The sequence below is a fragment of the Burkholderia sp. Tr-20390 genome, assembly GCF_017104595.1.
Taxonomy (GTDB): domain Bacteria; phylum Pseudomonadota; class Gammaproteobacteria; order Burkholderiales; family Burkholderiaceae; genus Burkholderia.
This window is the reverse complement of the sequence record NZ_JAAGPC010000002.1, coordinates 14,871-30,142: the sequence shown is the minus strand read 5'-3', so window position 1 is coordinate 30,142 and position 15,272 is coordinate 14,871. Positions and strand designations below refer to the sequence as shown.

At 61.6% G+C, this 15,272-nt stretch carries 15 protein-coding genes; 4 read left to right on the top strand and 11 right to left on the bottom strand.

The window, feature by feature from the left end; genetic code table 11:
* Positions 1 to 279: 279 nt before the first annotated feature.
* Together G3N98_RS01270 and G3N98_RS01265 are read left to right on the top strand one after the other, a co-directional pair.
* Positions 280 to 1,458 (top strand): porin, encoded by a 1,179-nt coding sequence (locus G3N98_RS01270; protein ID WP_206146932.1) that lies wholly within the window; start codon positions 280 to 282, stop codon positions 1,456 to 1,458.
* 327 nt (positions 1,459 to 1,785) lie between these two features.
* Positions 1,786 to 2,067: a fibronectin type III-like domain-contianing protein gene (locus G3N98_RS01265; RefSeq protein WP_206146931.1), complete on the top strand. Its 282-nt coding sequence runs from the start codon at positions 1,786 to 1,788 to the stop codon at positions 2,065 to 2,067.
* A 78-nt stretch (positions 2,068 to 2,145) separates the two neighbouring features.
* Here the strand turns inward: G3N98_RS01265 and G3N98_RS01260 are convergent, their stop codons facing one another.
* The 4 genes from G3N98_RS01260 to G3N98_RS01245 all read right to left on the bottom strand — a co-directional run bounded on the left by G3N98_RS01260 (position 2,146) and on the right by G3N98_RS01245 (position 5,848).
* Positions 2,146 to 3,324 (bottom strand): thiolase family protein, encoded by a 1,179-nt coding sequence (locus G3N98_RS01260; RefSeq protein ID WP_206146930.1) that lies wholly within the window; start codon positions 3,322 to 3,324, stop codon positions 2,146 to 2,148.
* Between the two features lie 10 nt (positions 3,325 to 3,334).
* A complete protein-coding gene (locus G3N98_RS01255; RefSeq protein ID WP_206146929.1) occupies positions 3,335 to 3,748 on the bottom strand; it encodes a Zn-ribbon domain-containing OB-fold protein in 414 nt (137 codons plus the stop codon).
* A gap of 38 nt (positions 3,749 to 3,786) precedes the next feature.
* Positions 3,787 to 5,265 (bottom strand): NAD-dependent succinate-semialdehyde dehydrogenase, encoded by a 1,479-nt coding sequence (locus G3N98_RS01250; protein WP_206146928.1) that lies wholly within the window; start codon positions 5,263 to 5,265, stop codon positions 3,787 to 3,789.
* A 94-nt stretch (positions 5,266 to 5,359) separates the two neighbouring features.
* Positions 5,360 to 5,848, bottom strand: coding sequence for a MaoC/PaaZ C-terminal domain-containing protein (locus G3N98_RS01245; RefSeq protein WP_206146927.1), 489 nt, complete (start codon positions 5,846 to 5,848; stop codon positions 5,360 to 5,362).
* A gap of 291 nt (positions 5,849 to 6,139) precedes the next feature.
* Between G3N98_RS01245 and G3N98_RS01240 the strand changes: the two genes are divergently transcribed.
* Complete coding sequence (locus G3N98_RS01240; RefSeq protein WP_206146926.1) at positions 6,140 to 6,709, top strand: DUF2889 domain-containing protein; 570 nt, start codon at positions 6,140 to 6,142, stop codon at positions 6,707 to 6,709.
* A 71-nt stretch (positions 6,710 to 6,780) separates the two neighbouring features.
* Positions 6,781 to 8,238: a multidrug transporter subunit MdtD gene (gene mdtD, locus G3N98_RS01235; protein WP_206147025.1), complete on the top strand. Its 1,458-nt coding sequence runs from the start codon at positions 6,781 to 6,783 to the stop codon at positions 8,236 to 8,238.
* A 100-nt stretch (positions 8,239 to 8,338) separates the two neighbouring features.
* Here mdtD and G3N98_RS01230 read toward each other — a convergent pair whose 3' ends face one another.
* The 7 genes from G3N98_RS01230 to G3N98_RS01200 all read right to left on the bottom strand — a co-directional run bounded on the left by G3N98_RS01230 (position 8,339) and on the right by G3N98_RS01200 (position 15,268).
* Positions 8,339 to 9,460 carry a CoA transferase gene (locus G3N98_RS01230; protein ID WP_206146925.1) on the bottom strand — a complete coding sequence of 374 codons (1,122 nt, stop codon included), beginning with the start codon at positions 9,458 to 9,460 and terminating at the stop codon, positions 8,339 to 8,341.
* Positions 9,457 to 10,245 carry a 3-hydroxyacyl-CoA dehydrogenase family protein gene (locus G3N98_RS01225; protein WP_346779052.1) on the bottom strand — a complete coding sequence of 263 codons (789 nt, stop codon included), beginning with the start codon at positions 10,243 to 10,245 and terminating at the stop codon, positions 9,457 to 9,459. Before G3N98_RS01225 ends, G3N98_RS01230 begins: the two co-directional genes overlap by 4 nt.
* Positions 10,143 to 11,018 carry a 3-hydroxyacyl-CoA dehydrogenase family protein gene (locus tag G3N98_RS01220; protein ID WP_206146924.1) on the bottom strand — a complete coding sequence of 292 codons (876 nt, stop codon included), beginning with the start codon at positions 11,016 to 11,018 and terminating at the stop codon, positions 10,143 to 10,145. Before G3N98_RS01220 ends, G3N98_RS01225 begins: the two co-directional genes overlap by 103 nt.
* 9 nt (positions 11,019 to 11,027) lie before the next feature.
* Positions 11,028 to 12,278, bottom strand: coding sequence for an acyl-CoA dehydrogenase family protein (locus G3N98_RS01215; protein WP_241025678.1), 1,251 nt, complete (start codon positions 12,276 to 12,278; stop codon positions 11,028 to 11,030).
* A gap of 7 nt (positions 12,279 to 12,285) precedes the next feature.
* The gene (locus tag G3N98_RS01210) at positions 12,286 to 13,056 is read right to left on the bottom strand and encodes an enoyl-CoA hydratase-related protein (protein ID WP_206146923.1); all 771 of its coding nucleotides are present in this window, start codon (positions 13,054 to 13,056) and stop codon (positions 12,286 to 12,288) included.
* A gap of 215 nt (positions 13,057 to 13,271) precedes the next feature.
* A complete protein-coding gene (locus G3N98_RS01205) occupies positions 13,272 to 14,822 on the bottom strand; it encodes a tripartite tricarboxylate transporter permease (RefSeq protein WP_206146922.1) in 1,551 nt (516 codons plus the stop codon).
* Entirely contained in the window at positions 14,819 to 15,268 is a 450-nt protein-coding gene (locus G3N98_RS01200) for a tripartite tricarboxylate transporter TctB family protein (protein ID WP_241025677.1), read from the bottom strand. The genes G3N98_RS01205 and G3N98_RS01200 overlap by 4 nt, the downstream gene beginning before the upstream one ends.
* Between the last annotated feature and the right edge of the window lie 4 nt (positions 15,269 to 15,272).

Sequence of the window (15,272 nt, the reverse complement as noted above, 5' to 3'; positions counted from 1 at the left end):
TCGATCATTCCCGTCCGAACGCACCGTAACCGACAAGGCTTGCGCGACCTGCCACGCGTTGTCCTCGACCCGAAGGAGATGTTCGCAGAAGCACGTCATTTCAATTTCGCGCCGTTCAGGCATCGCGCCGCACACCCGCATTCCGCCTACGCATACCGATATATCGTCCGCATTCAGCGGACTTTCGATCCCATCGCGGCCGAGTAGGCGCGATGGCCATTTCGGACAAATCTCGGCTCGGCGGCGCCAATATTCATACAATACTTCGTATACCTAATTATGAACAAGACTTTTACGCGGAAAATTCTTTGCGCCTCCCTCGTCAGCGCATTCGCAGCAGCAGCACACGCTCAAAGCAACATCACCCTCTACGGTGTCATCGACGAAGGCATCATGTTCCAGAACAACAACGAAGGTGGCCGGAGAGTCTTTCTTGATTCACTGAGCGGCATCTTTGGCAGCCGGTGGGGGATGATCGGCAGCGAGGACCTTGGCGGCGGGATGAAAGCGATCTTCACGATCGAATCCGGCGTCAACCTGAACAACGGCGCGTTCGGCCAAGGGGGCACCGCGTTTGGCCGTCAGGCTTTCGTCGGTCTGAGCAGCGACCGTCTCGGTACCGTCACCCTCGGCCGCCAGTACGACATGATCTACTACTATCCTCTGCCGCTGACCGCAGCCAGCTTGATCGGCGGCCCTGCCGCGGTGCACCCGGGGGATATCGACAACGGCGCGAATACGGTGCGCGTCAACAATGCCATTCGCTACATGAGTCCGAATTTCAACGGCCTGAAGTTCGGCGGTGAATATAGTGTGGGCGGCGTTGCGGGGAATCTCACCGCCAACAGCGGGTATTCATTGGGAACGTCCTATCAATATGGCCCGCTGCAGATCGGCGCCGGTTTCGAATACTTCAAGAATCCGACCGCTGCGACCGCCGGATCCGGATTCTTCACCGATAACGTGAGCGGCGCCTCCCCACTGGCTCTTTCCCTCAACAAGGGGTACAAGAGCGCGCAAGCGTATCAAACGGCCCTGGTCGCCGCCAACTACAGAATCGGCGCATTGACGCTCGCGGCATCCTACTCGAACGTTCAATACGGGCAATTGGGCGCCGGGTTTGCGAGCGGCTCCGCGCGTTTCAACAACTTCGACGTAGGCGCGCAGTATCAATTCGCGCCGACCTTTTTCGCCGGCATCGCCTACGACTATTTGAACGGCCGAGCCGTGCATACGGCGACCGGCACAACAGTGGGTGGCCAACACTACAATCAAGTCGCCATCCTGGCGGACTACCTGTTTTCCAAACGAACCGATATTTACGGAACGGTGGGCTGGCAGCGCGCGTCCGGGACCTCGTCTGTGGGCACGCCCGCCGTTGCCGACATCGACAACCTTGGCGATTCGTCGAACAATCACCAGTTTCTGATCCGCGTATCGCTGCGGCATCGATTCTAATTACGCGCCGGATTACACGCGGCAGCCTCGAGACGAGGCGTGCCGCGTGCGATTTTCTCGAATATTTCCGCTTGTCGTCGTTTCCGTCAACGGAAGATTATTTTCCATTCGCGACTGACCGACTGCCGCTACCCGTTCAGCTTTGCACGACTGCCAGCGCCCCCTCCTCCGACGAGCCCCGACGTCCGAATCCTCCGCAAGCATCGCTTCCTCTCTCTCCGCGGCGCTCGAAAACGGCAGCCCCGTCCTGATGCCATGCTGGCGAGCGTGCATGGCGTATTCGAGAGCTGGTGCCCGGGCGTGGAAGGCTGAACATCACGAACACCGGTGCGCGCTTGCGCTGAAGTCGCGCAAATCTATGCGTCCCTGCCGGCCAGCCTCAACGAACCGCCACAATGCCTCGTCGGATGGAACAAGGTGATGCTGCAACCTGGCCAATCTCGGCGGATCAGCGTCACCATTCGCGCTCGACGGTTCGCGACGTGGAATGCCGACACGCATGCATGGCAGGTCAACCCGGGACATTACACACTGACCGCTGCCGGATCGTCACGCGCCCCGAAGGCCCAGCAGCAGACACTCGACCGGACCGCAACACAACCGCCATAACGGCAACCGACAGTATCGCCCGAGGGCGAGCATGGCGATACCCTCGCGCACACGGCTGCGGTACCGACCCGGAGCGCGTCAGCCCATCGCGTTCGCGAGGATGACGGTGCAATGGGACGACAGTATCCCCCCTTCGTTATGCACCAGCGCGACTTCCACACCCTCCACCTGGCGCGGCCCGAGACCTCCCCTCAACTGGCGCACCGCCTCGACGATCCCGAAAAGACCGCCCGCCGCGCCTGCATGGGCGTGGGAGAGCATGCCTCCGTGAGTGTTGATCGGCAGCTTGCCACCGATACGCGCATGTCCGTCGGCGAAGAAGGCACCGCCCTCGCCACGCTTGCACAGGCCGAGTTCTTCCATTTCGATGATCGGGACGATCGTGAAGCAGTCGTACAATTGCGCCACGTCGATATCACCGGGACCCAGAGCCGCCATTTCGTATGCGAGGCGCCCCGATTCCATGGCACCGAACTCGGTCAGACTCGGCGCGCACATCAGGTGCTCGTGGGTATGATATTCCCCGATCCCTTGCAGATAGACAGGCGCGGCTTTCAAATCGGCCGCACGCTCCGCCGACGTGACGATGAACGCTCCGCCGGCGTCCGATATCAGACAGCAATCGAGCATGCCAAGCGGATCTGCAATCGGCTTGGCTGTCAGAACCTGCTCGATCGTCAACGGCGTCTTCATATGTGCGTTCGGATGCAGCAGCGCATGCTGGCGGGTGTTGACCGCAACGTGTGCCAATTGCTCGCGGGTGGTGCCCAACTCATGCATGTACCGCTGCGCGATCATCGCGTAGAAGCCGGGAATTGACGCGCCGTACGGTTGCTCGAAATACGGATGCCCCACCGCCATTAACGATGCGACTGCCGCGTCGCGCGTGAGACCTGTTGCGCGATTCTCCCCGGCGCAGATCAGGATGGTTTCAGCCTGCCCCGAGGCGATCGCTTCGGCCGCATGCTTGAGCATCACGGCAGGACTGGCCCCGCCCGTCACGAGCGACGCATTGAATCGAGGCTTGACTCCCAGATATTCGCAAAGCACCGAACCCAGCATGAAGTATGGCTCGGTAAAGGAATAGGCTGTCAGTACGCCGTCAATGTCCGATACCTTGAGACCCGCGTCATCCAACGCGCGCTTTGCGGCCTGAGCGTTCAGACCCAAGCCTGTCATACTGGGCACCCGCCCGATTTCGGATTCACCCACTCCGACGATGGCGACTTTGTTCTTCAGCGATTCAGCTTTCTTCATATCGTCGATCTCAAGCGTTGACACGATGGAATTGCGGAAGCATCGCGCCACCGCCACGATCCTCGAACGTGACACCGACCCGATCGCCGATTCGTACGGATAACGCCTCATCGCCGACGATATTGGTCAGCATTCGGGGGCCCTCGTCGAGATCGATCAGTGCCACGACATACGGCGCGTGCGCACCGAACGAGGCAAGCGGCGCACGCCGAATGATCGTGAAGCTATGCACGTGGCCAGCCCCGCTGCTCTCAACCCATTCGAGCTGGTCGGACCAACAACTCGGGCACAGATATCGAGGCATGAAGTGAGTCGTGCCACAAGCTTTGCATTTTCGAATCAGCAGGCGTCGCTCTCGCGCTGCGTCCCAGTATGGCTGCGAATCGGCATTCGCAACCGGCGTGGGTAGTGCGGTTGCTTCCATAGTCAGTCTCCCTCTTGTTTCGTCCTCAACCGGCGCAGTCAAACGCGCGCCATCTTCTGCAATACCGCCTTGCTTACCATGTACGCGTCGAGCGATTCCGCGCCACCTTCGCGCCCGACGCCGCTGTCCTTGACTCCGCCGAACGGCATGTCTGCGCCCGGAACGCCGAAATGGTTGATCGACAACACGCCGCACTCCAGCTCACGTGTAAAGCGATCGGCATCATCGATCGAATTCGTGAACGCGTATGCAGCCAAGCCGACCGACAGGCTGTTCGCGATGGCCAGACCGTCACTCATGTTCTTCACGGAAACGCATGCCCCGAGCGGACCAAATGGTTCGGTACGCATCGCCTTTGTGAGTACAGGCGCGTCAGCGAGTACTGTCGGCGCGTAAAAGTAGCCGCGTTCGCCAATCCGATGTCCGCCGGCCGCCACGCGCGCCCCCGCGGCCCGGGCGTCGGCCACAAGCGATTCCATCGCTGCCAGCCGGCGCGCATTGATCACCGGTCCCATCTGCACATCCGGCTCGAATCCATCGCCGACGCGAATTTCATTGGCCGCATGTGCGAATGCGTCCACGAAATCGGCGTACACGCGCTCATGCACGATGAATCGTGACGGCGATGCACAGATCTGGCCGGCCATGCGCATCTTCGCCGCCACCGCGAGACGCGCGATCCTGGCAACGTCGACGCCGTCGCAGACGAGAACCGGCGCATGCCCGCCCAACTCCATCAGCACGGGCTTCATCGCGGCGCCGGCAAGCTGGGAAAGATGCATGCCGACCTGCACTGAACCGGTCAGCGTAATCATTCGGATCGCCGGCGACGCGATCAGGGCCGCCGAAATTTCAGCCGGATCGCCGAACACGAGATTGAGTACGCCTGACGGCAAACCCGCATCGACGAAGCATTGAACGAATGCGCATGCGGCGCCTGGCGTTTCTTCGGCCGCCTTGATGACAATGGAGCAGCCCGCCGCCAACGCCCCGCTGATCTTCCGTGACGGAGAGCTGATCGGCACGTTCCACGGCGTGAATGCCGCCACCGGGCCAATGGGCTGCTTGATGACCATGCGCTGCATGCCCGGCTCGGACGGGGCGACAACTCCATAAGAACGAAGCAGTTGTGCCGCATCCCACTCAAGGAACGTGCGGGCGCGCTCGACTTCCGCTCGGGCGTCTGCGACGGGTTTGCCCTGCTCCAGCGTAATGACCGACGCGATCGCATCGACGCGTTCACGTAGCAACCCGGCGACGCGATGCAACAACGCCGCGCGCTCGTCGGGGGCCGTATCCCGCCAGATCCTGAACGCGCAGTACGCTGCGCTCGATGCGCGTTCGAGATCCTCCCGCGTCGCTCGCGGTACCGGACCCAGCACACTTTCATCGCCGGGATTTTCGACTGCGTGACAAGCGGCACGATCATAAATCCAGTCACCGTCGATATACAGCCCGATGCGAGGATATGCTCGACGAGCCATTGTTCGATCCACGTTCGACCTGAGGTCCGACATCTCAACTTCCTTCGTATGGTCTGCCACCGTTCCGTGGCCTGCGTTGCAGCCCCGTGTTGCTGAATGCTCCCGAGCCGGGTACTCCGGGAGTGGTTCAGGTCGCGCTCGATGCAGATTCACTGTCTCCGGTCGGCCGGCGGCGATAAAGCAATGTCACTTCCATCTGCTGTACGACCGTTCCGTCGTGTCGCACGAAGCGACGATTCATCTTGACTGTCCCACGGTCCGGTTTGCTGGATTCCTTGCGATCGACAACCGTCATCTCCGCATGCAGCGTGTCGCCATGCTTGACGGGCGCAAGCATGCGCCATTGGTCGACCTGAAGCAGCGCGAGCAACGTGCCATCGTTGACGCCGCTCGCATATTGCAGCCCACCCATGATCCCGTAGATCAGCGGACCATGTGCGATGGGTTCGCCGAACGGAGTCGCCTTGCAGTACTCCCAATTCGTGTGGACTTCGTTGAAATCGCCGGTCAAGCAGGCGAAATTCACGATGTCGGTCGAAGTGATCGTGCGAGCCGGTGTTTGAATGACCTTGCCTATTTCGAAATCCTCCCAGTACAACCCTCGCCTGGTCGACATTGCCGATCTCCTTTGTGTGAATGAGTATCGCTGGCAATCAAGCAATCATCGTGCCTTCCCAATATCGCCGGAGGGCACTCGGGCCCGGCGCAGCCGGCGCCGCACCATGTCGCGACGGGCGACACTGTGTCGTCGTCGTCGACACGCGGCACGCCAACCGCAATTGGATGGCTGCGCGCCACGCCGTCCGAAGTGGAGAAGCGCATGTGGCACGACGATTGCTGAAGCTCCGTGTGACAAGCCCCGTCCCGCCACGCGGATCGATATCGTTCACTTCCGGGAGAATCCTCCGTGCCTTTATCCGAACCGAGCGGTCGTCGCGAACTCCATCACCGCGTGATCGATATGCGCACGTATGCGCGCGATGATGGTCTCTACGATGTCGAAGCACATCTCGTCGATACCAAACCGTTCGATTTCCAGCATTCGGGCCGAGAGGATCCGCTGCCGGCTGGCGCGCCGCTGCATGACCTCCGGGTCCGCGTCACCGTCGACGATCAATACGTGATTCATCGCATAGAGGCAGCATCGGACGCGACGCCGTTCGCGTTGTGCAAGGAAGCCGAAACGACTTTGAACGTGCTCGTGGGGCAGCGTATCGGCAAGGGGTGGTCGTCCGTCGTCAAAGACAACCTGCGGGGACCAGCGAGCTGCACGCATCTGAGGGAAGTACTGATTCCGCTCGCGACGACCATGATGCAGGGGGTTCGCGGGGTGACCGGCGCGCCGAGCCAGTTCGTCGACGCGAACGGCAAACCGACCATCCTGAACAGTTGCTATGCGTATGCGGATCATCGCGATGTCGTAAAGCAGCGGTGGCCTCAGCACTTCCGATCGACGACGCGGTCCACCGCCGACTGATGCATACCGTGGTCCCGCCGGAGACCGCGCCGACCGTCCCTCACGTCCCCTTCATCAGCACCGTAACCATCATGGGCTGCACTCCGCATCTGCCACAACGCAACCGCACGACAAGCGGCACGCATGACCGCAGGCTGACAATCACGCTCTGGCTGGTCGCGGCCGGGTTCTTCATGCAGACGCTCGATACCACGATCGTCAATACGGCACTACCGGGGATGGCGCGCAGCCTCGGCGCAGCGCCACTCCATATGCAATCGGTGGTCGTCGCCTACTCGCTCACGATGGCGCTGATGATTCCGGTTTCCGGATTTCTGGCTGATCGACTCGGCACGCGCCGGGTATTTCTTTCCGCCATCGTCGTCTTCACGCTCGGATCGCTGTTATGCGCGAATGCGCAAGCGCTTGGGCAACTGGTCCTGTTCCGTGTCGTGCAGGGTATAGGTGGGGCGATGCTGTTGCCGATCGGTCGGCTCGCCGTTATTCGATCGTTTCCGCCCGAGCGCTACCTGCCGGCCCTCACGTTCGTTGCGATTCCTGGCCTGGTCGGACCGCTGATTGGTCCGATGCTCGGAGGCTGGCTCACCGAATCCGCATCATGGCACTGGGTATTTCTGATCAACGTGCCGATCGGCGCGCTCGGGTGCGCGGCGACGGCGATCTACATGCCCGGAGAACCGTTGCCTGGGTCCGCTCGATTCGACTTCCTCGGTTATCTGATGCTCGCGATCCCGATGCTGTCGATCACGCTTGCGCTCGATGGAATTGCGGAATTCGGGCTGACCCGTCGCGCAGTGATCGGCCTCGTCGCGCTGACATTCGCCGGCATCGTCTTGTACTGCGTCCATGCGACCCGCGTCCCGGACCCGCTGTTTTCGCTGAAATTGTTTGACATCCGCACGTTCAGGATCGGTTTGCTGGGCAATCTGCTCACGAGAATTGGCGGTGGAGCCATGCCGTATCTGCTGCCGTTGCTGCTCCAGGTAAGCCTCGGCTACTCTCCTTTTCACGCCGGCATGATGATGCTACCCGTTGCGGCCGCCGGAATGGCGGTGAGGCCTCTGGCCGTTCGTTTGATCACGGCTTACGGCTATCGCACGGTTCTTCTGGTCAATACGCTCGCAATCGGTTTGACGATCTCGAGCTTCGCGTTGATATCGCCGCCGCAGCCGCCGTGGCTCCAGGTCACGCAGTTTGCGTTGTTCGGCGCCGTCAATGCGTTGCAGTTCACCGCGATGAATGCGATCACGCTGAGGGACCTCGGAACGGCAGGCGCGAGCAGCGGCAACAGTCTCTTCTCTCTCGCGCAGATGCTATCGATGAGTCTCGGCGTGACGATTGCCGGTACGTTGCTCGACCAGTTCATGGAGACGTTTGGCCGCCACACGCATTCCCAGACGCTGACGGCCTTTCACGCGACGTTTGCGTGCATCGGCATCATCACCGCGTCGTCGGCACTGGTCTTCGCACGGTTGACGCCTGAAGCAGGTGTGATGACCGTTCGCAGCAGCCCTGCCAAGGAGGGGTGACCGAACACGAAGATTTGGAGCGCCCCCCGGATCGCGCGGCCTTTGACAAAAAGGGGGGCTCGTGGCCCCCGAAAGTGAAACGGGACATCGCCGTCGTTGCTTAGCCGTCGCGTCCGACACCGCCGCCGCCCGCGTCGAGCGCCGGGGCGTCACCGATTGAAGCGTCGCCGCGAAACGCGTCGGCAATCGGCACCGGCAGCGCGTCGATGACCTGCCCGCCCGGCATCCGGACTTTGCGATCGAACAGTCGTCGGCCGGTGAAATGCGGATCCGTGACCGCCTGCTCGAGTGGGACAACACGCACGGTACATGTGTCGGTCCCCGCGAAACGTTCGAGCCATGTCTCGGCAGTCTGGCCGGCGATCAGCTCCGCCACCCGCTGTGTGACGCCCGGTTCGTCGCCATTCTTCGTCGCCAGTTCCGACGCGCCAATCACTTCGGTGAAGTTTTTCCAGAATTTCTCTTCCAGCGGTGCGGCGGCAAGATACTGGCCGTCGAGCGTTCTGTAAATCTGATACCGTGCGGTGCCGCCCGTCACCAGCTCGCCACCCGGCGTGGGCCAACCGTTGCCCGTCGTGCCGTTGCCCAGCGCCCAATACATGAACGTGAACAGGTTGTCGGCCATCGAGATGTCCAGCCGGCAGCCCTTTCCGGTCGCGTCACGCTGCTTCAGCGCCAGCAGGATATTGATGACCGCGGGGTACGCACCGCCGCCGATGTCGGCAATCAATGCCGGCGGCAACACAGGCGCACCGTCCGGACCACAGGACAGCGCAAGCATCCCGGTTTCCGCGAGATAGTTGAGGTCATGAGCAGCGACGCCTGCCTTCGGTCCGCTTTGGCCGTAGCCGGTGATCGAGCAGTAGACGACGCGCGGATTTCGCTCCGCCACTTCCTGGTAACCGAGACCGAGACGCGCCATGACGCCCGGTCGAAACTGCTCGACCAGCACATCCGCATCGTCGATCAGCGCGAGGACCGCGTCTCGACCGGCGGGGCTTTTCAGATCGAGCGCCACCGACCGCTTGCCGCGGTTCAGCATACCGAAGTTGACGCTGTCAGTCCCCGCCTTCGGAACGTACGAACGCATCTCGTCACCGCCGGCGGGCCTTTCGACCTTGACGACGTCCGCGCCCGCCTCGGCCAGCAGCAGCGTGCAAAGCGGGCCGGGCAACAGCGTGCTCAAATCGACGACTTTGACACCCTTCAGAGGCTGATTCATCGCTCGCCGCCTTCCATGCGCTGATATGCGACCTGGGCTCGCCGTGCAGGTGCATATGCACTGTCGCCCAATGCTTCATAAAGCGCCTGCGTCACACGATAGTGATGACTCAGACCGGTACGCTCGAGCAGCGCGATCGGCCCCTCCGGATACCCGAGGCCGAGACGCAGCGTCGTGTCGAGATCGGACGCGGTGGCCAGCTTCTCGTCGAGACGGCGCAGCGCCGCGTTGTAATACGGCCGCACGAGCCGATCGACGATTCGGCCCGGAAAATCGCCGCAAACAGCGACGACGAAGCCGGCGTCCTCGAACGCCTGCTTCGCCCGCGCGAGCGCCGATTCGTCCGGTTGAGCCGGCTTGACGAGCTCGATCAGCCGGCTCGGCTCGGCATCGCCCAGTCGAAAGCGCGCGAAGCCGAACACGTTCGGTGCTGCCTTGCCGCGCTGATCGGCCGACGCAGAATCACCGGTATGAACCGCGAGGCACTCGTGACCCAGCTCCACCAGAACGAAAGGCGCATCTGCGGGGTTCCAGCCGCCCCCTATGTCGCGCACGAATGCCGTCGCGGCCTTCGAGTCGATGTAAACGCGCGCCGCCGCGTCATCCCGCGCCGCTTCAACAAATGCGTGGCCGCCCTGAAATGAACGGCTCTCGCCGTTCTGGATAATGCGATAGCTCATCGTCATGCTCCGAACATCTTCGTGTCGTTGTACGTGTGAAAGCCTTGCCCCGTCTTCTTGCCGAGGCGGCCCGCCGCGATCATCCGTCTGACGAGCGGCGGACACGCGGCGCGCGCTTCGTGCGTGAGTCCGTACATCGCTTCGCAAAGCAGGCGCTGCGTATCCAGGCCGACCAAGTCGAGCAACTCGAGTGGGCCCATCGGATAGCCGAGCGCGGTCTTGATTGCCTTGTCGATGTCGGCCGGCTCCGCCACGCCCTGCTCGACGAGCCGGATCGCGTCGTTGTTGAACGGAATGAGAAAATAGTTGAGGATGAAGCCTGGCGTGTCCTGAGTCCGGACCGGACGCTGACCCAGCGCTTCCGCAAACGCCCATGCGCGCTCGAACGACTCGTCACTCGTGTTCAGCCCAGGCGACATTTCGATCAGTTTCATCAGTTGGGCCGGAAGGCAGAAATGCATGCCTACGAAGCGATCGGGCCGGCCCGATCCGCCCGCGATCTCGGTGATCGAGATCGTCGATGTGTTCGAAGCGAACAGCGTATGCGCCGGACATACCTTGTCCAGCGTACTGAATAGCTGATGCTTGACGGCCAGATCTTCGAACACGGCCTCGATCACGACATCGCAATCGGCGAGGTCGTCGAGTTTCGTCGTCCCGTGCCAGCGAGACATGATTTCCGGCACCGCGTCGGCGGGAAGCTTGCCGCGCTCCGCCGACTTTCGCAGAAAGCTTTCGGTCTGGCCGCGCGCGCGCTCGAGCGCCTCCTGCCGCGTGTCATACACGCGCGTCACGAAGCCCGCCCGGGCCGCGACGATCGCGATACCCGTGCCCATCGTTCCGCCACCTGCGATTCCGACTGTCTTGATTTGCGCCATGCGCGTCTCCTATTTGAGAATGAAGCTGCGGCCGATCAGTTGGCGATGAACCTGATTGGTTCCCTCCCAGATCTGCGTGATCTTCGCGTCGCGCATCAGCCGTTCGACGCGATAATCCGAGCAATATCCGTAGCCGCCGAGCAGTTGGACAGCATCCGTCGTGATACGCATCGCTGCATCCGATGCACGCATCTTCAGCATCGATGCTTCGATCCCGAAATCCGTTTCGCCGGCGTCGATCATCCCGGCAACCTGCCAAAGCCACGATTCACACAGCGCGAGTTCCGACGCGAGGTCCGCCAGCATGAATTGAATGCCCTGGAACTCGATCACTTTGCGGCCGGATTGCTTGCGCTCGTTGATATACGCGACGGCATCCTCGAATGCACCGCGCGCAATACCGAGCGCGTGCGCAGCCACGCTGGGCCGGGAGCGGTTCAACGAACCCAGCAGAATCCGCAATCCGTCGCCGGGTTCTCCAACCAGATTCGCACGAGGTACACGGCAGTTGTCGAACGACAGCGTCGCCGTCCCCGACGCGCGCGTGCCCATCTTGTCTTCCAGGCCGATCACGCTGAGGCCAGGCGTCTCCTTCTCGAGAATCAGCACCGAGATCGCGCGCTTCGGATCGTCGATGCCGTCCCACTTGCCGAACAGCAGATACAGGTCCGCAACATCCCCGTTTGTAATGAATGTCTTGCCGCCGTTGATCACGATCTCGCCGCCATCCTCGCGGAACGTCGTCCGCATGCCGGTCGCGTCGGAGCCGGCACCCGGCTCGGTAATCGCCAACGATGCGAGCGCGCCGCCCGCAACTGCCGGCAGAAAGCGCTGCTTTTGCGCTTCGCTGCCATACTCGATCAACGGCTTGATCGCGTGGAAATTCGTCGCCCAGATAATGCCGGTCGCTGCACACGCCTTCGCGATCTCGCGCACGCAGAGCGCATAGCATGTGAACGACAACTGCGCACCGCCGTACGCTTCCGGGATGAACATGGCATTCAGGCCCAGTTCATTGATCGCGTCGATGTTCTGCTGCGGAAACGTCCCGGTACGGTCGTACTCGGCCGCGTGAGGCGCAATCCGATCGCGAGCGAGCGCGCGCACGCTGTCCACGATCATGCGCTCGTCGTCGCTCAGGCGAATGTGAGAATCGATTCTCTCCAGTATGTTCATTCCATGTTCCGATTCGATTGACAACCATCGACGCGCCGATATCGGCGACGGCAGTCCACCGGCCGTCGGCGTGCCCTCGTTCATATCCGCGTCAAGCGTCCTTGAATACCGGTGAGCGCTTTTCGATGAAGGCGCGCATGCCTTCGGCCGCGTCTTGCGTGCGGTATGCGAGCGTCGACAAATCCGCTTCGATACGCAGCCCTTCGCCGAGATCGACGTCAGCGGCACGGCACACGGCTTCGCGCGCCAACAGCGACGCGCACGTGCTGAAACCGATATAGCGCCGCGCATACTCGGCCCCGAGCGCCCGCGGATCGCCGTCCTCGACGATGCAGTTCACGAGACCGATACGCTCCGCCTCCTCTGCACCGACGGTTCGCCCTGACATGACGATGTCGAGCGCCCGCGCGTGACCCACGAGGCGAGGGAGGCGTTGCGTGCCGCCGTAACCGGGAATCAGGCCGAGTTTGATTTCCGGCAAGCCGACCTTCGCCTTTGCCGTGGCAATGCGGAACGTACACGCCATTGCAAGCTCCAGACCACCGCCGAACGCATAGCCGTGAATGACGGCGATCGACGGAATGCGCAAACGGTCAAGCTTCGCGAACGTCGCTTGGCCGAACAATGCGCCGTCCCGCTCCGCGACAAGATCCCGGCCCATCAATTCGCGAATGTCCGCGCCCGCGCAGAATGCCTTGTCGCCATGGCCGGTGATCACCAGAGCGCGCGCATCCGACGCGGACACTCGATCGAGCGCATCGGAAAATTCCTGCAGGACTTCGAAACTCAGTGCGTTGAGTGCCTCCGGCCGGTTCAGCGTGATATACGCAATCGGACCTTCGACACTGGTTTGAATCGGCATGCCATTCTCCTGACTACATTCGGAAGGCGACATTTCGCCCGTCGACCATGAATAAGCAAACATCACGCCAACGACGGAATCTCCCTATATCGACACTTGCAGCGCAGCGAGTGTCCGCACAAAAGACAGTGTGTTGCCCGCCGCGACAACTGCAGGCCGACCGGTATGACTGCCGGCATGCAGCCACGATGCAGCGGCGGCATGACCGTTCCCACCTACTCAGCCCCAGCGCCCTCGATCGAGCGAAGATCGTCCGATGATTTGGCTTGTCTCCGGTTTCTGGTCGCTCGCCACGCGAAGAACAATTGCGCCACCAGCAACACGACGCAGATGCCCATGAACCCCGCGCTGATCGGACGTTCGAAAAACACGAGCGCGTCACCGCGGGACAGCAGTAGCGATCGCCGAAAATTCTCTTCCACCATCGGGCCCAGCACGTATCCGAGCAGAATGGTCGAGACGGGAAACTCCAGTGCCAGCAGCACGGCGCCTATCAGGCCGAATACCAGAACCTCGCCCACTTCGAACAGGCTGTTGTTCGTGCTGTAGACGCCCACGGCGATAAAGAACAGCGCCGCCGGATACATGTACCGATACGGCACCTGAAGCACTTTCACCCAGATGCCAATCATCGGCACGTTCAGGATCAGCAACAGGACGTTGCCGATCCAGAAACTCGCGATCAAACCCCAGAACAGATCGGCATGCTCCGTGATCAATTGCGGTCCCGGCTGATATCCCTGGATCAACAACGCACCCAGCAGCAGTGCCATCACCGCATCTCCCGGGATACCGAGGCTCATCGTCGGAATGAAATCGACCTGGGTCTTCGAATGCGTCGACGCTTCGGGGCTCGCCACGCCCTCGATCGCGCCATGGCCGAACCGCTCCGGCGTTTTTGACACCTTGCGTTCGAGCGCGTACGCGATGAACGTCGTAATTGTCGGGCCGGTACCCGGGATCGCACCGAACAGTGTGCCCACGAGCGTGCCGCGCACCATCGGCATGAACGAACGCTTCAGTTCCGCCCGCGATGGCCGCATGTCGCGCAGACGTACTTTCGCGTTCGTGCCGACGAAATGCACGCGATTGACGTTACGGAGAAAGTCCGCCACGCCGAACAGCCCCATTGCCAGTGCAACGAGTTCGAGATGGTTGGACAGGTCGACCAGACCGAACGTGAATCGTTCGACCCCGGTATTGACATCCGTTCCGACGATGCCGAACAAGAGGCCGAGCGTCGTCATCGCGATTCCCTTGAGCGCGGAGCCGCGAGCCATCGTCGATCCGGCGATCAACCCGAGCAGCATGATCGAGAAGATCTCGGCCGGGCCGAATTCGAACGCGACCTTCACCAGCAGCGGAGACGCGACGATCATCACGACGATGCCGACCGAGGCGGCGAAAAATGACGAGATCATCGTTATGCCGAGCGCAGTGCCGCCCTTTCCCTGCTGCGTCAGCGGATAGCCGTCGATGCACGTCACCGCGTGCGGAGGATGAGACGGCAGATTCAGCAGAATCGCGCCGATTGCGCCGCCGTACTGGGATCCGTAAAAGATGCCGGCCAGCATCAGCAATGCCGGCACGGCATGCATCGTGTAGGTCAACGGCAACAGCATCGCGATCGTCGATAGCGCGCCCATGCCGGGGAGCACGCCGATCAGATTTCCGACCAGCACACCGAAGAACGACCACATCAGGTTCTGCGGCAGCATCGCGACCGAGAAGCCGTACCAGAGATCATGAAGCGTTTGCCAGATCATGCGCCACCCCACGTGAATAGCTGAAGTTGGACATTGAGCGCCCATCCGAATACGACGACACCGACAGCAACCATCACAAGTGCGAGCACGGTCGCGGAACGCCACGAATTGTTCCGGTCACCGAGCGCTGAAATGAAGACGGTCGAGAAAGTCGCCGCAACAAGTCCCAGATATTTGGCGAATACAACGAACGCGACGAGGCCTGCGCAAATGAGCACCCATGCTTTCCACTCCGGCCGGCGTCCCCTGCGTCGATCATCGGGACCGGCCTTCATCCCCTTGATACCGATCGCAATACCGGTCAGCGCGAGAACCACGCCGAGCACCAGCGGAAAATAACCGGGCCCCATGCGCGTCAATGTACCGACGCTGTAGGAAATGGAATGGACGGCAACCCATAGCCCGATACACGTCATCAGCAAGCCACCCCAAACGTCCTTGTTCAAGCCG